The organism is Luteolibacter arcticus, from assembly GCF_025950235.1.
Taxonomy (GTDB): domain Bacteria; phylum Verrucomicrobiota; class Verrucomicrobiia; order Verrucomicrobiales; family Akkermansiaceae; genus Haloferula; species Haloferula arctica.
Map to the genome: position 1 here is coordinate 72,687 of NZ_JAPDDT010000016.1, position 17,574 is coordinate 90,260.

The window sequence follows — 17,574 nt, forward strand, 5'->3', positions numbered from 1 at the left end:
TGTGCCAGCAAAAAGAAACCGCCTTTCTCTCCGGGCGCACGAACGTGCGTCCGGAGAGAAGACGGGGATGTCTCTCAGATCGTTAGAACGGGTGGCGGCTGGTTGGGGTGAAGTTCTTCATCTGCCGGTTGATCGGCAAGTCTCCTGTTGATCCGCGCTGTCGCTCGCAGCGAAGGACGAGGACCCGGCGATAGCCGGGGATGAGGACGGAGCGGAGGTCGACAGCGCGGCTGCCAACCGGGGCAGATCCTCCGCGTGCCGGATCTTGCGGAAGCCAGCCTCCGCCCACAGCAGGCCGGCCGCCATCCAGCGCGGGACCATGTCCTGCTTCTCGTTCCAGCGCTTCACGTTGCCCGTCGCCTCACGCCAGTTGCGCAGCACGTTCTCGATGAGGTTCGTGCTCAAAAACGTCGTGTTGAGCGTCGAGGGCACCTCCATCCGGTGGAAGGCCAACAGGACGTCCCGCCTCGCTCCCAAGGCCAGCGCCGCAGCCGCGTTGCGCTCGCTGACAAACTCCATCAGGTCCTCGAATGCCTCTTCGCCCGCCGCCTTGCCCTGCGCCTCGCGCAAGGCCTTGAAGCGCAGGTCGAGGTCCGCGCGGTCGCGCTTGCGGACCGCATCGCGCAGGTTGGAGTGCGCGTGCACCAGGCATTCCTGTTGCACCGCATCCGGCCACAGCCTCCTCACTCCCGCCGCGATCGCGCTGCTGCCGTCGCGCAATACCAGCAGCCGACGGCCGGCTTTTGCTGCCAATCCGCGGCTTCGCAGTCGCTTGAGCAAGGCTTCCACCGTCGTGATGTTTTCCGAGGGGCCCTGCTCGAAATCCAGCACCCGCTTGTTGCCCTCCGTGTCGATGCCGACGGCCACCACCACGCACAACTCGCGGGTGAGCCACACCCCGTCGAGGAACACACTCAGCCAGTCCGCGTCGTCCAAGGGCCGCCCGCGCAGCAATTCAAGCTGCTCGCGGCTCTTTTCCGCCCACATCCGCGACGCTCCGCTCCTGCTCACTGCGCCATCGAGAGCCCGTTCCACGCCGCGCACCGGCAGCCCCTGGGCCACCGCCGCAACGACCTGCTCGAAGAGCCCCTGCGGGCTGGAAGCCGCGGCATAGGTCGCCAGCTTCACCTCGCCCTCCGTTTCGTGGCGCACCCGGGGCCGGCGGATTTAATCCTTCCCGCCGTCCAGATAAGCCACGCCCTTTTCCGATCCGGCACGTTGGAAATGGCTCTCCGGATCCGGCTTGTAGCGCGGACCGCACAGCCTTTCGACCTCCTCGGCCATCGCCTCGTAAAGCCCCAGCCGCACGCTTCGGTGCAGCATCTGGCGGAACAACAGCGCGGCTTCCCGCTCTTCGCCTTGCAAGAAGGCCTCTCTCAATCTTTCGTCAAACACGGTGGTTGGTTGGTTTTGGTTTCGCAACCCCACGCTGTCGCGTGGGACCAACCAGCCACCACCTATTCTAACGATTCAGGGGACACTTCCAGAACTTGGCCCGCACAATCCATTGGGCCGCCCAATGTGCCAACAGCGCAAATTTGATGTGACGAGCTCCGGACCGTCCGGGTCAGCGTTCCGCCGAAGTCGCTCTTTTTAAGCTGACAAGGATCGCCTGCCGGCCCGAGCCCCCCCCGACTGTCATGTCAGTCCGAGCTTGATCGCCTTGGTGACCGCTCCTGATAGATTATGCACTTTCAGCTTCGCGTAAATGTTGCGAACATGGGTATCCACGGTGTGATAAGAGATCTTGAGTTGATCCGCGATTTCCTTCTTGATGAGCCCTTTGGCAAGCATCGCGAGCGTCTCCCGTTCCCGATCCGACAGATCGATTTCCGGTCTCTCCGGTTTCACGGTGTTAAAGGTGGACAGGATCATCCGGGCGATGTGGCTGTTCAAAGGAGCACCTCCCGCGAGAGCTTCGTCAATGCCGTGAAGTATGATTTCGAGTCGGTCGGATTTCAACAGGTATCCACCCGCTCCGGCCGCCAACGCCTCCAGGACAATGGGCTTGTGATCGTAGACGGTCAAAACGAGGATCCTAGCGTTCGGGAAGCGCCGTTGTATCACGTCGATGCCCGCGACCCCGTGCATCCCCGGCAAGCCAAGGTCCAACAACACCACATCTACATGACTGCCCGTCTCGGTCTCGGCGATAAAGGCTTCGATCGACGAGAAAACAAGCTCGCAGCGCAGATGCTCGCTGGAGTTAATCGCGTTGCGGAGTACGCGGCGGTAGTCCAGATGATCTTCTATCAGGCATACATGTTTCGGGGCATGGATCACGGCGCTCATTGACAGGATTGGTTGGGGAACAGAAGCGTGATGCGAGTACCTTCTCCCGGTTTGGACTCGACGGTGAAGGTTCCGGCCAGACTGCTGGCTCGCTGACGCAGGGTGTAAAGTTTCGCAACCGCGTCAGAGGATGTGTTTTGAATTCCCAAGCCGTCGTCTTCAATGAGGAGGCGGAAGTTCGGCGGCGTCGTTTCAAAAGTGATCCGCACGTTCCTAGCCTTGGAATGGCGGATGATGTTATGAAGCGCCTCCTTGAAGAAGAACACCAGATGCTTCCGTTGCTCCAGATCGAAGACCGGGAAGGCGGAGATCTCGAAGCTCCACTTCTGTTCCCTCAGCATCAGGGACGCGATGTCGCGCAAGCGCTCAGGCAGCGGTTTGCGAGCGCGCTTGGAGGCGAGGTTGATCTCAACGATCTCCCGCAGCGCCAAAGAGGTTTCGCGCGAAAGGCGGTTGATATCGTCGAGATTCCCGGGCGTGGGTCCGAACTCGGAAAGGAGAGAGATGGTGGCGAGGTTGCTGCCAACTTCGTCGTGAAGGTCGCTGGAGATCCGGTTGCGAAGCGTGATCATGGTGGCGCGGGCGTGGAGCCGTTGTCGAACTTGCCAGATTAACAGGCCGATGATCGTCGTTGCCAAGACACCGAAGATAGTCGCGACGCGGAGGTTGTCCCAATATTCGTGCAGCCGGGCCTGCTCGGAGGCGAGGAGACTTCTCTCGCAGATCAGATCGAATCGCCGCGACAGACTTCGCACCCAGTCTCGCTCGTGGATCAGCCGACCGGTGGAGGAATGGCCGTCCGTTAATCCGGCGCGGCTCCAGACACGAGTGGCGTCGTGGGCCACGCTTGCGAAGCTGTCAGGTGTGGAGACGGGCCGCGAAAGCGCGATGTTCTCAAAGCCGTGCAGGACTTCGACTTCGGACAACAGGATGCGTGGCGTGGCGAACGCGTCCGTGGTGTGAATTTTGTCAATTGACACCCGAACATAGCGGCCCCGCGCGGAAGGAAAATGGATGGTCATCGGGTTGTATCCGGGATTGGTCACGTCGGAATCGCCGCTGCTCCACACAAGTTTCCAAGCCCCGTCCGCAGGTTCATCCGCCACTTCCACATGGAATCGCGCGGGGAAACCAAATCCCGGACCTTTGATCGGCGCGTCGCCCCGGGCGGCCACCAGGCGAACGGATTCAAATTCGCACGGAGTTCCGAGATCGATGATGGCCCACGTGGGCGTGGTGGCGCCGCGCGAAACGTCGCCATGCCAGCCGAGGCTTTTGCCGGGAAGGGGGAGCTCGGGCGGGCCAAGCGACGACTGCTCGTCGGTAAGGTAGTGGATATTCCAACCGACCTCGGTATCGATGCTGAAGTTCGCCCGGAGATTAGCGCCGCGGGCGATGTTGCGCTGCCCTTGATAGACCATTAACTCCGCCAGTGAAAAGAAGCGCACGTCTTTTCCCGGAAGTGTCAGAAGACTCTCGGGGATGAACCGCAACGCGGTGATCCCTGCCGCCTGTACGTCCAGAAACAGCGGTTCGCCGCGCCGTAGATCAAGTCGGGTCTCGCGAATCTCGGCGAGGATGAAGCGTTCGCTTTCGCCGTGCCGGGTAGCTTCGATGCGCAAACTCCCGGGAAACCCATAATTCGACCTTATCCCGCTCTGGGTCGTGATGCGCGTCGGAACCATGGCGATGCCGTCGAGGGTTTGTGGCGACTCCCAACTGACTTCGAACCAGTTATCTTCACTGCCAAAGGTGAAGTTGGAGTGAAATCCATGGCTCCCCCGGGCGTCGATATCGGACATGACGGGCAACGACTGAATCTCGGTGTTGATCTGGCGGAGCCGGGAATTGATCTGGCGAAGGCGTTCGGAAAACTGTTCGGGAAACTGGTATTGGGGCGGAGCTTCCTCCGCGTGCGAGATTGGCCCCGCCATGAAGAGGGCGAGCAGCGGGGCGTGTCTGAGGTTTCGCAACATCCGACTGAGGGGATACCACGAATCATTCGCACTGGCGACGGTGGAATGGACGATCATGGGTGAATGAAAATCAAAACCTGCCCGCCGCTCGGTCAGCGGATCGTTCCGCGGTGGAGGACGTGCTCCCATGTGGAAATCCCGATGGTCTTCAAATAGGGCTCTGCGGCGGCGTCCTCTCCGGAAGTGGCGAATGCCCGGTAGAGGTGCCAGATCGGCTTCTTGCCGGAGGGGTCGCCGGGTTCGTCGGGGAATTTCCGCAGGCCGATCCGGAGCCCGCCCTCTTTGCGGTTGTCGATCCAGTTGTGATATTGCCAGGACTCGATCGATGACAGGGCTGCCATTTTTTTCCAGGCCAGCGCCATTCCTGCAGCCTGATCCTCGAGTTGCTTGGGCGAGTAGTCCTTGGAGTTGAAACCGTTTTCCGAAAGATGCACCGGCCGGACTTTTCCCTTATAAAGAAGCGCGGGCTGTTTCATGTAGGCATCAAGGACTTCGAGATTTTTCGGGGTGATCTTGTGGGAATCGAAGCTGAAAGTGGCTTGCTCGTCTTCCCACGTGCGGGGATTGAACAAGTTTTGGGGGTAGGGATGGTAGGCCATGGCCCACGGGAAATCTCCTTCGGCGCGGGTGAACTCCACCAGCAAATCGACCAGACGTTTTGACCCATGCCAGTATTTCGCGCCGTGGTGGGCCCAGTGGTGGGTGAGGCTGATGAACGGGCGCGCGTTGGGATCATACTGGCGGGCGATGAGGTCCATCAAGCGCATGGACCGCTGGTAGAGGTCCAGATAGACGATGGCGGGCTTGTCCCCGGCGTTGGTCCAGACCCAGCCGGCATCGACCTCGTTGTGGATGATCCAGTGGTGGACGCGGCCGTATTTGCCGTCCGGCCGCGACCAGCGCTCCGCCATGAAATTGAGGATGCCGCCGTAGAGGGCGATGCCCTCGGGCGAGGTGACGTTGGGCATGGCGTAGGTGCCCTGGCGGACGGCATCCGGATGGCCCATGAGTTTGACGGCGGGTTCGGCGCTCTTCGCGGGGTTCACCAGCAGGAGGATGACCGACACCATCACGCCGTGCTTTTGCGCTTCGAGAAGCGTCGCATCCATGGCGGCGAGATTTTTCTCCCGCGCGTAATAGGTCCGGCCTTGCCACTGAAACGGAATCGTTTCGGCTCCTGGATTTAGTGAAACGTAAGAATTAACGATGAGGTTCACGGTGACGGCGGAAATGCCGAGCTGTTCAAGTTCGTCGGGAATCTTGCCGCGGTGCCAGCCGCCGAGGCCCTTTTTGTTCTTCGGCTTGGCGGCGGGAAGTTCCGGTGAGCGGCACTCGACCCACTCGGCGTAACGGGCGTGGGAAATGGGGGCGCAGGCTTCGGCGGATTTTCTAACGAGTTGCCAGCGGGAGGTAAGCCGGTCGTAGTCGAATCCGTCGCGCGGGCGGCGGCGCGGAACATCAATTGTGAAGCTGCCGTCGGCTTGCGGCTTCACCTCAACGAGCGTCTGCCAGCTCCGCGAGTCGCCGAGTACGATGTCCATAGGGATGTCTGCAAGATGGAGATTGCCGGTTTCCCCGCCGGTCTTGCCTTCGATGCGGACCAGGTCCTTGCCGACGGAGACCTTGTCGATGGATGCGGGAAACTTGCGGTCGAGGTAGGCTTGCAGCGCCTTCGGGGTCGAGGCGGCGGAAGGATGACTATCAATCGCGTCGAACTCTCCGGGTTGCTCGGGCCGGAGATGAATCTTGCGGACTTGCAGTACGCCCTGGGCGGGGATCGGGAAGTCCAAACGAAGTTCTTTCCAGTCGGAGGGCAGGGGTTTGTCCTTGGTCGCGATCCGGGCAGTGTAGGTGGTCCACGTTTCGCTGTGGCCGATTTCTGGAAGCATACGCGCGGTTTTCGCCTCGAATGGCGGACCGGGTAGGGCAGCGAAGGTGGGCACGCCGCCCGCGCAGAAGTATTCCATCTCCAGCACCAAATCGGCCGGTCCGGGAGGAGTGGCGGGCGTGGCGCGGATCGACATCGGCCCGTGTATTTCCACAGTGCCCGCGGTTTCCTTGAACGCGGGTGAGGGATCGCTGAAACGCTGGAGCTTCAGCGGGACGGGTGCTGCGTGAGCGGCGGCACTGAACAAGAGCAGGAAGCGAAGGAGTCGCATGGTGGAGTGATGGTTAGAGCGTGGCGCTGAATTGATAGGTGCCGGAGCCGAGGGTGAGTTGATTGCCGTTCGCCGCGCGGACGCCGGGCCGTCCTGTGGCGGGCGAGCCGCCCTCGGAGACCTCGCCCTTCACCGGCAGGACGACGTCGGCAGTGGTGTTGGGTGGGACGGTCACCTCGGCGAGGAATTTCCCCTTTTCGATTTTCCATGAACAGCCGAGCCTGCCGTGCCGCGTCTCCATGGACGCGGCGGCATGGGTGATGGTGCCGGTGGGACGCGGGGCGATTCTAACGCGGTCGAAACCGGGAGCGGCGCGGTCGATGCCCGCCAGATCGGCAAACATCCATTCGCAAACGGCGCCGAAGGCATAGTGCGAGAAAGAGTTCATGCTCGGTTCATGGACGCCGCTGCCCTTGATGTAGGAATTCCAGCGTTCCCAGATGGAGGTCGCGCCGTTGTCCACCTCGTAGCCCCAACTCGGGTATTCGCGCTGTTGCATAAGGACGCCTGCCAGATCGTGGTGGCCGCTGGCGGATAGGGCGGGCAGCAGCGGGCGGGTGCCGAGGAATCCGGTCGTCATCTTGTTGCCGTTTTCACGGATGAGGCCGGCAAGCTGCGCGGCAGACTCTCCGCTCGGAATGAGATCGAAGAACAGGGCGATGGCATAGGCGGATTGGTTATGAATGGTCAGCCTGCCGTCCTCCTGAAGATAAATTTTGCGGAAGGCTGAGGTGACCTTTTCAGCGAGGGCCTGGTATTTCGCCGCGTCGCCGGGCTTGCCGATCGCTGCCGCCATTTCCGCCATGAGCCGGGCGTCGTAGGCATGGTAGGCGAGGTCGATGAACGGGATGGGCGTCTTGACATTTCCAACGGACAGCCAGTCGCCGAAGCTGCAATCGTCGGTTGCGCCTTTCAGCTCCGGGTCCCGCGTGGCGCGCCAAGCCATGAAATCGTTCATTTTCCGCCAATGCTCGCTGATGACGCGGGTGTCGCCATAGACCTGCCAGATCGTCCACGGGCAGATCACCCCGGCGTCCATCCACCCGGCGGCGTGGTGCTCGTTAGGCCGGGCGAGCGGCCGCGGGGCGTAGGCCGGATAGGCGCCGTAGTCCCAGGCGTCGTCATTGAGGTCGCGCAGCCACTTGGTGTAGAACGAGGCGATGTCCGCGTTGAAGGTGGCGGCGCGGACGAAGATTTGGGCGTCTCCGGTCCAGCCCATGCGCTCGTCGCGTTGCGGGCAGTCGGTGGGCATCTCGAAGAAATTCGCCCGCTGCGTCCAAACCATGTTTTGATAGAGCTTGTTCAGCATCGGGTCGGAACATTCGAATGCGCCGTGCAGTGGGGTGTCGGAGTGGATGACGATTCCGGTGACCGCATCGAGGCCGGCCGTGCCGGGAAAGCCGGTGAGCTCGACGTATTGAAATCCGTGGTAGGTGAACTCCGGCATCCATGTTTCTCCGGCGGGATCACCTTTTAGTATGTAGGTGTCCACGGCGCGGGCGCAGCGGAGGTTTTCGGTGCTGAGGCGGCCGTCGTTGTGGAGGACCTCGGCATAGCGGATCGTCACTTTGTCACCGGCCTTGCCCTTCACCTTGAGGCGGACGACGCCGGAGATGTTCTGGCCGAGATCGAAAATGAAAACGCCCGGCTTGTGCTCGACGACGGTCTTGGCGGTCATTTGCTCGATCGGTCTGACCGGGACGCCGGGGTGGGGCTCGATTTTCGAGTCGGTGCCGGTTTTGCAAACGGCGGACTGCCAGTTTGAGTCATCGTATCCCGGAGCGGACCAACCGGTCAGCTCCTTGCGCGCGTCGTAGGACTCGCCCATCAGAATGTCGCTTTCGGTGATGGGGCCAGGCGAGGCTTTCCAAGTGGGATCGGTGATGATCGTCTCACTGCTGCCATCCGCCCGTTCCAGTTTCAACTGGACCCTCACCGCGGTGGAGACGCCGTAGCAGTAGCGGCCGTTGATGCCGGGGACGAGCCCCTCTTGGTCGGTTAGCAGGCCGTAGGCGACGTAGCCGGAATACCAGCCGTCGGCGAGCGTCGCCCCGATGGCGTTTTTGCCGTCCCGGAGCAGTTTCGTAACATCGTAGGTCTGGTAATGGATACGCCGCTGATAGGCGGACCAGCCGGGGGCGAGACGTTCGTCGGAGACGCGCTGGCCGTTGATTTCGAGCGTGTAAACTCCGAGGGCGGTGGCATGCACCGTGGCACGGACGACGGGCGCGGACTGGAATTCCTTGCGGAAATACTTTGCCGGAGTGACCACGAGCTTGCCGCGGCTCGGCTCGCCGATGAAATTTTGGACGTTCTCAGTGGTCGTGAACGATTGCTCGTTCTTCGCGCTGATCCACAAAGCGCTCCAGTCCTCCGGATTCAGAAGTCCGATGCTGAACGAAGCGGGCGGACTCCACTCCGAGGCCTCGCTCCCTGCCCCCCAAACGCGGACCCGCCAGGACGCCCGGTCGCCGGATGCCAGGGTCTCGCCCGCATAGACGATCTGGTCGGTCGCGGGTGAGGTGACCTTTCCGGATGACCAGAGTGACTTGGCTTCGAATCCCTCGGACTCGCTCGCGACCTGGATTTCATAAGCGGCCTGCCGGATATCTCGCGCGGCGGGATCGGTCGGAGCGACTTTCCATGAGAATCTCGGGGTGGGAGTGCAGACCGCCAGCGGGTATTGATGATATTCGCAGCGAAGCTCAAGCGGGGACAACTCGGCAGCCACTGGAAGGGCAAGGGCGATCAACACATAAAAATACTTCATCGGCTTGTGGGTTCCAGAATCGGACTTCGTTACGGAGTGAAAAATTACCCGGGAACGTGCAGGATTTCTTGCGCGGAGGTCATCCCGTTTTTACGTGAGGTCGACATTGCCCGATTTCGGCAAGGCTCCCGGCCTCCCGTGAATTCGGGATCAAGGATGGTTCGTAGATCTGACCTCCGACAATCATCATGAACGGAATGAGGCGCTTCCTCCCTTCCATTGTGACCTTCTGCCTGTCACTCACCTGCGGCCCCGTCATCGCTGGGGAAGCCCCTCGCGAATGGTCGTTTTTTCCCTTCGACAACGGAGTCGGACGCGGCGTCTGGCCCCCCGCGGTGCAGGCTGAAACCGTAAGATCGCTTGGTTACGAAGGCATTCATTACAACTATCTCGATCCCTCCGACTTCGCCGCCAAATTGACGGCATGCAACAGCGCCAAGGTGCCCATCCGCGCGGTTTACCTCTACACCTTCGTCGATAAACCCGCTGAGCCCTATGACCCCCGTTTCAAGGAGGTGATCCGCATGCTCAAGGGTTCGGAAACCATCATCTGGCTAACCCTGCGCGATGGAAAGCGTGGCAAGCAGGATGCGGACGCCGCGAAAATCGTCCGGGAGATTGCGGCTCTCGCTGCGGAAGCGGACCTCAAGGTTTCGCTCTACCCGCATGCCGGCTTCTACGTCGCCAGCGCGGAGGACGCCGTGCGCATCGCGGATCTCGTCGATCTTCCCAACGTCGGCGTGAGCGTGAATCTCTGCCACGAACTCTTCGCAGGAAACAGCGGTCGGCTTGGCGAAGTGCTCAAGGCCGCCGCCCCCCGTCTGAATCTCGTGTCCATCAACGGCGCCTCGCCCATCCCCGGCAAAGGTCCGACCGCATGGGAGACCTTGCCGCTGGGATCCGGTTCCTTCGACACCGCCAATTTCCTCCGACAGCTCCGCGACATCGGCTACCGGGGGCCGGTCGGCCATCAGTTCTACGCCGTGGCGGGTGACGACAGGGAAAAGCTCTCGAAGGGCATTACGGCGTGGAAGAGGATCAAAGCGGAGTTGCTGGGATCCGGTGCGGCTGTCGAACCCTGAGGAAGACATCCATGGACTGGGTGCAGCCGCTCCCGTCGGACGTTGCTTCGCCTCCCCCAGCAAGTCGGACCATCCGACAGCCGCGACGTGCCGCGTGCGGTCCACGGTCTGGGTCAGCGATCCGGAGTCGCGTTCGCAGTTGCTTTTTCCCTTTCCGCTACGAGGCGCATTGCGGTGTCGCGAGACGGACCTTCTGGAAACTCGGCCAGGCGGTTACGCACGGCGGCGGGCGGATCGAATTGCAATATCTGCGAAACGAGGCCTTCGGTGGCGTGGCCCTGCAGGCGGGGGTCGGCGATCTGCTTGATGGCGTGGATCATTTCACCGGTGTTTCGCAGGGTCAGTGCTCTCTGGAAGATGGCCGCCGCGAGTTCGGGAGTTTCGGGATATTTTTCCGCACAGTCGCGCAGGGCCTCCAGCGGCGCACTCCGCCCCCATGCGGAGTAAATGGAGGCAACGGCCTCGCCGCGCTGCTCGCCGGTGGGCAGCGTGTTCGCCCAATCGAGGGCTTTCTGCGGGCCCTCCCCGTGGGTGAGAGCCTCGGCCACCTCATTGACCGGAAGTTGGCCTTCGCCCGGCAGCTTGAAGGTCGCCAGCGTGGCGGCAGCGGCGGACGGGTCATTGTTCACCCAGGCACGGAAAAACGCTTGGGCATAGCGCACTTGGTCGGCGGGATCCATCGATTCAATGAAGGCCAGCCCGGCGGAGGGGTTCTTGAAATCCGACATCGCCGCAATGTGGCCAAGCGCGATCGACCGATTTTTCTCGGGGAGATGGGAGATGAGGGCTAAGGCGGCCTGCGGATCTATTTTCCCGTAAGCCCCGACCACCTCGTAACATGCCAGTTCGCCGTTGTCCTCGGCAAGAAAACCCACGGCCCATTTTGCGCCGCGCTCTGGATCGTGGGCGATCTGGGTGGCGGCCAGGGGATATATCAGGTCGGCGGGAATTCGGAGCGGATTGTCGGCGGCCTCCGCGATGAGCGGGATCAGTTCGGCGTCCGGCGAATTGGGAAGCCTCTTGAGCAGATCCCGCAAGGTGTTGGGCGAGCGCTGCCCCCATCGCTTGATCAGGATCCTGGCCAGTGCGAGGCGTCTCTTGGGGTCGGTGACGGCGCCAATTTCCCTGAGCAGGTCGGGAAATTCTGAAGGCAGTGCTTCGGAGACGCGGGCGGCCAGGGCGTCGTCCGGGCGGGAGGGGCGAGGGGAGGCGGGCGCGGATGCCTCGGAGGAAATGGACACGCCGAACGTGGCCGGGGTGGATTTGGAAGCGGCAACTGTTTTCCTCGCCCCGTCTGGAGCTGCCGGCGCGTAGTAAAAGTAAATGGCGCCACCCAGCGCAAGGGTGCCGAGGGCCGGAAGGATCCAGGAATTGGCGGAAAAGTAAGGCATGGCTGTGATGCGTTGGGATTTTAGAGATGAAGGCAGGGACGGCCTCTCCGAGCCGTCCCTGCCATTGATGGCGATTACTCCGAGCCGAATGCGCCGGCGCGGGTGAGCGACATGCCGTTCGGGAAGTTTGAGGAGGTATTGCCCTTGTTGATGAAGCGCACGTAACGGGCGCCCTGGCCGCTACTGAAGAGGAAGTCTTCGTTCCACTTCGTGACGCCGTTGGTCTGCGCGCCCGTGAGTACCGTGGTCCAACTCGTGCCGTTCGTGGAAAGCTGCACGTCGAAGCTCTGCTGGCGGGTGTTGCCGTTGTAAACGGCGACCGTCACGCCAGTCAGCGTCCTCGTTGTGCCCAGATCGATCTGCATGTAATTGTTGATGCTTTCCACCGAGCAGCGCGTGGAGAAAAGTCCGTCTTCGTCTACGAGGTTCGAGGCCGGATAGCCGGACTGGGCGTTGGGCGCGGTGGCGGTGATGCCCGCGAAGAAGGGCCGGGTGAGGCGCCAGCCCAGGCAGCGGGCCTCGTGCAGGGCGAGGAAGTTGTTCGCCGAGTTGCCGCCGTTGACGATGCGCACGTAGCGGGCGGTGACCTCGGCGAAGTAGAAATCCTCGAGGCCAGCGCTCTCGCCGGAGCTCACGACATTGGTCAACCGGTTCGTCCAGGTCGTGCCGTTCGTCGAAGTCTGCACCGTGAAGGTGTAGTTCCGCTGGTCGCCGAGGTAGAAGGCGAGGCCGACGCCGCTGACGGAGCGGTTGTGCCCGAAGTCGAACTGGTAGTAGTGGCCGAGCTGGTCGATGGAGCCATAGTTCCCCGTGACCACGCCGTCCACGAGATACTGGGGATTGCGGTTCGAGTAGGTCGAGTTCGTGGAAGCCGTGTCCACAACGAAGCCTTCTTCGAACTCCGCAAGGCGCAGTGCCGTGTAGTTGCCGGAGGAGGCGCGTTTTTCATCGCCGATCGGGGTGAAGGGATTCGCGTCGCGGTTGCTGTCGTATTGGTGCGGAGTCCAGTCGGTCACGCGGGCGCCGCGGGCGATGAGGTCCGCCACGTAGGCGCGCGTGTCGTCGTAGAACCAGCCGGTGTCGCGGGCGTAAACGAGGCAGATGGTGCGCAGGTTGTTCCCGTAGGTCCAAGCGAGGAGATCGGCGGTCCACTGGCGATAAGGGGCTCCACGGTCGAAGTAATACTGCGGCGGGGCGTCTGTCGCGACGCCGCCTGCGGCGAGGATGTTCGCCCTCAGCAAGTTGAACGCGGAGCTTGAGAACGGATTGCTGGTGAGATAACTGTCCGAGTAACCGTTGGCCGAGGCGATGACGGCGATGGCCGAGCAACGGGCCGCGTAGGAGTTCCGCGCCGCGGTGGTCTGCGCGGTGGGCTGCGACTCGAGATTGTTCACGCAGACGGTGTCGAGCGTGCTGTAAAAATTATCGACGTAGGTGTTGTAGAAGCCGTAGGCGCTGGCGCCGTTGCCGGTGCCCGCCGTGGTCTCGATGATCGGAGGCGCGGGGAAAAGGCTCACGATGGTGTTGCGCTGGGCGTCGGACGTCGCGCCCGCGCCACTCCAGCCGTTCGGGTGGATAAACAACTTGCCGCCCTTGGCTCGGAAGTTCGTCGTGTTGCCCGAGACGGTGTCGTCATCATAGCCGACCTCAAGGACGGATTGGGTGCCGCCGGAACTGACTTCGACGGCGTGGGCCTGTAGGAGGGCGGTGAGTGCGAGGGCGCCCGCAGCGAGGCTGCGGAACAGCGGACTATGGGTTTTTTTTGTTTTCATAGGATTTTGCTAGATGACCGGAGCTTGGTGGAGTCTCCCTCCCGCCGGTCACGGGAGGAGAAAGTGATGAAAAGGCGAAGTCCGTTGCGGAAATCGGAGTTGTGGCTGGTCCTCCGGATGCGGCTGAACCGGCGGATAACATTATCTTGGGTTTTTGAAGGCGATGACTGTGAACCGGGTTAAGTGATCACGAGGATTCAGCACCACGATGAGATGCTACACAACGGGGAGGCCGGAAATCATCCCGTGTTCGCGGGGTTTCTCGCAGGACAGCAAGCACCGGGGAAACGGGTACCACTGCCAAGGAATAGCCTCACATGGTAGTGTCCTAATTTGGAAATTAGGACACTACCCCTCACATCGTGAGGAATCGGCTCGCGGCAGCTCAGCGGGGCAGCTCGACAAGCCGGCCTGAGCGCAACACCACCGGTCCGGCGAGGCCGGACGTTTCCAAGGGCGCGGTGGCGGCCGGGGCGCGGATGGTCCAGGTCTTGCGCCGGTCCGGCGGCAGGGAGGCATCGTAGGCGAGACGGTTGAACCAAGTGTTGGTGACCTTGATGGAAATCACATTCGCGCCGCCGGTGAGGTGGGTCGTGATGTCAGCCCGGAACGGTGGTCCCCACAGGGTGGCGGCCAGTTTTCCATTGACCACGACTTCGGCGATCACCGACACGTGCCCAAGGTCCAACAGGTAACGTGTGTCGGCGGCGGGGGCGTCAAGATTCACTTCGCAGGTATAGGTCGCGGAACCGGAAAAGGCGCGTGCCGCCGGATCCTCAAGGTCTGACCAAGGTTTGAGCTGCGGCAGGTCGATCCGCTCGGGAGCATCCCAGCCAGGCGGGAATGACAATTTCCACGGGCCCGTTAGAGGAACCGCAGGCAGGGGCTCGACCGTTACCTTGGCGACGAACTGATCGCCACGCCGGAGTTGGTAGTCGCCGGCCTGCCAGGCGAGCAATCGCTGGCCGCCATCGAGAATTTCCGCAGTCAGGGGCGGGCTTTCCACGAGCGGTTGCACGGGCTCACCGGACTTCAATCCCTGGGTCGCCTGGGGCGGGTGCTTGTCCACGCGTTGCGGATCCGTCAGATCGACGAGGGTTTTCCCGTCCCGATCCATCCGCACGAAGCCGGGATTGCTCTTCTCCTTGCGGAAAATCACGAACACCGAGCCCGCCGCCGGAAGGCTGATGTGGACTGTGGTTCCATTCCCCGCGATCTGATGGAAATCCGCAGGCCTGCCGGTGCCCAGGAGGGGATTCCACAACTCCGGCACGCCTTGGCTGGCGAAGCGGAGATTGGCGTTCAGCGGGAACCTGCGATCGGCCGCGACGAAATAAATTTCCGCGTTGTCCGTCCGCCGATGACACCAGGTGGCGGCACCCGCGCCGGTCACGTCGGGCTGGACGCCGGCCTTCTCCAGCAGGGAAGCGAGGGGATCGCCCCAGAGGAGGCGGCCCTTGCCGAGTTTCCGATCACCGGTCGCGGCTATCGTTTCTCCCCAGAGTTTCCGGACGATTTGTTTGAATTTCAGTTCGTCCGCCGCGCCGCCGCTGAGCGAGGGGTTTTCAAACGCGGGGAGGCCGATCACGATGGCGCCCTGTTGGACGAGGCCGTGCAGGCGGGCGAGCGATGGCAAGGTGAGCCGGGTTCCGCCGGGCAGCCAGAGGGCTTTCCATGTGACGCCTTCGGGAGATTTCAAAACACCATCGGCGACGCTGATGCGGTGGATGAGGACGTCGGGATTCAGATAGTCGAACTTGATGCCCTCGGGGAAAACCTGCTCCTGGCGCGGCTTGTGATCCAAGTCATCGCCAAGATACCAGAGCACGTCCGCCACCGGCCGCCCTTGTTGAAGCATGAACTGGCAGCGGGAGAGGTAGCGCGTCCATTCCGGCATGTGCGGCCACCAAGTCTGGCCGCGAATGAACGGCGTGCCGATCTGCGCCCCAAAGGAGGTACCGGGCACGACATCGAGCCGCGGGTTGTGGGTGTAGGTGTGGAAGACCAGGTGATTGAGGCCCTGCGCGAAATGCCGGTCCGCCAGGTGTTTCAACATGAAGGGGTGCTCGTTCCACTTGATGTCGATGTTGGTGAACGCCTCCGCAGCGACCTGCTTTTTCCCGTAAATATGGGCGGCGGAAACGGCTGGCAGAATCGGCTTTGACTCCAGGCCGCCCCAGTGCGGGTCGTTGGGATGCCAGAGTTCGCACATCGGGATGTCCGCCTTGCCATAGTATTGCAGGATGTCGCCGGTCGGCACGTCGCCCGGACCGGATTCGAAGGAAAGCTTCAGCCCGCGTTCCCGGCCGAGCGTGGCAAGGCGTCCGTAGTAGTTGGAAACGAGCAGGTCGTTGAGGGTGGCGCGCCAGTCGCGGAGGAAGCGCCGGCTGGTGAGGTGGTCGCCGATCACCCAGCCGGCCAGGGCGGGCAGCCACGGTCGGAGTGCGTATCCCCGCAGTCCGGCGAACTCGCGCTCCATTTCCGGGGTCCACGTCTGGGTGTGGCATTCCCAGCTATCAATCACCATGCCATTCAAGCGTCCCGCATCCGCAGGGCCGCCCGCCGCGGAAATACGGCCGATGTAGCCGGCGAAATGGACGTCTGCCCCTTTTTTCGAAAGCTTGTCGCACTCGAATCCGGTGGCCTCCTTCGGCGCGGGGGCGTTCCTCGCACCAGTGTTGACGTGGCCGAAGCGCACGACCGTCCATTTTCCCGCCAGTGCCGTCCACTCCAGCTTACCGCCGGAGTCCATGTGCTTGGAAAGATCGACCACACGGGCGGGGGCGATCCAAGAGGCCTCGTCCTGCGGCGGCGGCGGGCTTCGGTTCAGACTCCGCAGCACGTAGCCCGCCTGGCCGTGCCAGTCATCGACGCGGGCGGCGGACGAAAGGCGGAAGCTGGAGAGTTCCAGCGCCGTCTTGTTTTCAAAAGTGAAGCGGAAGGTGCTGGCGGTGGCGTCCGGCAGGGCGAGGACGAGCGGTTGATCATCCTGCCAGTTGCTGCGAGGAATCTCTCGGCGCGCGATTGGCACAAGTCCGTTTGGCCCGACCGCCTCAACGCGGATCGCGGCTCCGGGGTCGAAGTTCCGGCGCCTCGCAAGCTTCTCCACGGACGGCAGCTCCAAGGACCGCAAAGTCACCGGTGTGGCGAACGAAACCTCGACCCAAGCATGATTTGCCGCGGGCGCCAACTGAATGGAAACTCCCTTTGCTCCGTGCAACAAATCCGCCCAAGGCAGCTTTTCGTTACTTCCACGCACTGCGGAGGGAACTAGATTCGTCCCGTCGTCGCCCGCCGGAGTGGGAAACGCGAGCACCGCAATATCGCGGTAGTCGCGCCAGTCCTCGGCGCTCGGCTGGGGCTTCGGCAAGTGGATAGAAACCTGGTTTCCGCCGACCACATCCGTTCGGCTGAATATCAGGTCGCGCATGGAGTTTTCAGGCTTGATCCACGGGCCGCCGGACATCGCCCATCCCGGACAATTCTGCATGGTGAAGCTCAGGCCAAGGCGGCGGCAATCATCCGCGGTGTGCGAGATCATGCCGTCCCATGAAGGACTGAGGCAGGCGATCTGCGGCGTGACGCCGGGCCACGGTCCGCCGAACTGGCCGTGGAAGAGCTGGATGCCGCTCAATCCCGCGTCGGCGACCGCCTCCAGGTCGGCGGTTAGTCCGGGTCTGGCCACGTTGCCGCCGATCAAGTGAAACCATGTCTCCGGCCGCGATTCGCGCGGCGGCGTGGCAAACCCGGAGGACAGCGGATCGGCCGCCAGCAGGAGGTTTACGCCAGCGAAGATCGATGAAACGACGAGAGTGGTTTTCAAGAGCATGGGAGGGGGAATTTACAGCGCGTAGGGGCGGATGGCTTTGAGGCCCGCTGGAGTCGCGGGCACGAGGCGGATCGCTTGACAGTAGCGACATCCTGCCGGACCGCGATCCGCGCGGCGGTCTTGCCGTCCGGCGAGGTGTGGTCCTCCGCACAAACAGGCGGGATGATGCTGGGCAGGATTGCCGCGCAAGCGAGCGTGACGGAACGGTCGACCGTGGATTCAAACAGACGTGGGCGCATTGTGGCAGTGAGACAATCTTCCCGGGTGATGGGAGAACAGTATCATCGTGCCAGGAATCGCGGC

General features: G+C 62.4%; 10 protein-coding genes. 1 reads left to right on the forward strand and 9 read right to left on the reverse strand.

What is annotated here, in order from left to right; genetic code table 11:
• Positions 1-117: 117 nt before the first annotated feature.
• The 6 genes from OKA05_RS24340 to OKA05_RS24365 form a co-directional block, all read right to left on the reverse strand.
• Positions 118-1,167, reverse strand: coding sequence for an IS256 family transposase (locus tag OKA05_RS24340; RefSeq protein WP_439331386.1), 1,050 nt, complete (start codon positions 1,165-1,167; stop codon positions 118-120).
• Positions 1,168-1,395 carry a hypothetical protein gene (locus tag OKA05_RS24345; protein WP_264489815.1) on the reverse strand — a complete coding sequence of 76 codons (228 nt, stop codon included), beginning with the start codon at positions 1,393-1,395 and terminating at the stop codon, positions 1,168-1,170. It abuts the gene before it with no gap.
• Positions 1,396-1,638: 243 nt separating this feature from the next.
• Entirely contained in the window at positions 1,639-2,292 is a 654-nt protein-coding gene (locus OKA05_RS24350) for a LuxR C-terminal-related transcriptional regulator (RefSeq protein ID WP_264489816.1), read from the reverse strand.
• Positions 2,289-4,325, reverse strand: coding sequence for an ATP-binding protein (locus OKA05_RS24355; protein ID WP_264489817.1), 2,037 nt, complete (start codon positions 4,323-4,325; stop codon positions 2,289-2,291). The genes OKA05_RS24350 and OKA05_RS24355 overlap by 4 nt, the downstream gene beginning before the upstream one ends.
• 35 nt (positions 4,326-4,360) lie before the next feature.
• Positions 4,361-6,427 (reverse strand): DUF5722 domain-containing protein, encoded by a 2,067-nt coding sequence (locus tag OKA05_RS24360; RefSeq protein WP_264489818.1) that lies wholly within the window; start codon positions 6,425-6,427, stop codon positions 4,361-4,363.
• Positions 6,428-6,440: 13 nt separating this feature from the next.
• Positions 6,441-9,197 (reverse strand): alpha-L-rhamnosidase, encoded by a 2,757-nt coding sequence (locus OKA05_RS24365; RefSeq protein ID WP_264489819.1) that lies wholly within the window; start codon positions 9,195-9,197, stop codon positions 6,441-6,443.
• A 197-nt stretch (positions 9,198-9,394) separates the two neighbouring features.
• Between OKA05_RS24365 and OKA05_RS24370 the strand changes: the two genes are divergently transcribed.
• The gene (locus tag OKA05_RS24370) at positions 9,395-10,279 is read left to right on the forward strand and encodes a sugar phosphate isomerase/epimerase family protein (protein ID WP_264489820.1); all 885 of its coding nucleotides are present in this window, start codon (positions 9,395-9,397) and stop codon (positions 10,277-10,279) included.
• Positions 10,280-10,392: 113 nt separating this feature from the next.
• Here OKA05_RS24370 and OKA05_RS24375 read toward each other — a convergent pair whose 3' ends face one another.
• From OKA05_RS24375 to OKA05_RS24385, 3 genes are all read right to left on the reverse strand, one after another.
• Positions 10,393-11,670 (reverse strand): hypothetical protein, encoded by a 1,278-nt coding sequence (locus OKA05_RS24375; protein ID WP_264489821.1) that lies wholly within the window; start codon positions 11,668-11,670, stop codon positions 10,393-10,395.
• Between the two features lie 74 nt (positions 11,671-11,744).
• Positions 11,745-13,442 (reverse strand): discoidin domain-containing protein, encoded by a 1,698-nt coding sequence (locus OKA05_RS24380; protein ID WP_264489822.1) that lies wholly within the window; start codon positions 13,440-13,442, stop codon positions 11,745-11,747.
• A 385-nt stretch (positions 13,443-13,827) separates the two neighbouring features.
• Positions 13,828-17,271, reverse strand: coding sequence for a glycosyl hydrolase (locus OKA05_RS24385; RefSeq protein ID WP_264489823.1), 3,444 nt, complete (start codon positions 17,269-17,271; stop codon positions 13,828-13,830).
• Between the last annotated feature and the right edge of the window lie 303 nt (positions 17,272-17,574).

Bases quoted from the DNA above. Each gene is read 5' to 3' on its own strand.
- OKA05_RS24350 (WP_264489816.1), bottom strand. From the start codon at position 2,292: ATGAGCGCCGTGATCCATGCCCCGAAACATGTATGCCTGATAGAAGAT.
- OKA05_RS24355 (WP_264489817.1), bottom strand. From the start codon at position 4,325: ATGATCGTCCATTCCACCGTCGCCAGTGCGAATGATTCGTGGTATCCC.
- OKA05_RS24360 (WP_264489818.1), bottom strand. From the start codon at position 6,427: ATGCGACTCCTTCGCTTCCTGCTCTTGTTCAGTGCCGCCGCTCACGCA.
- OKA05_RS24365 (WP_264489819.1), bottom strand. From the start codon at position 9,197: ATGAAGTATTTTTATGTGTTGATCGCCCTTGCCCTTCCAGTGGCTGCC.
- OKA05_RS24370 (WP_264489820.1), top strand. From the start codon at position 9,395: ATGAGGCGCTTCCTCCCTTCCATTGTGACCTTCTGCCTGTCACTCACC.
- OKA05_RS24375 (WP_264489821.1), bottom strand. From the start codon at position 11,670: ATGCCTTACTTTTCCGCCAATTCCTGGATCCTTCCGGCCCTCGGCACC.
- OKA05_RS24380 (WP_264489822.1), bottom strand. From the start codon at position 13,442: ATGAAAACAAAAAAAACCCATAGTCCGCTGTTCCGCAGCCTCGCTGCG.
- OKA05_RS24385 (WP_264489823.1), bottom strand. From the start codon at position 17,271: ATGCTCTTGAAAACCACTCTCGTCGTTTCATCGATCTTCGCTGGCGTA.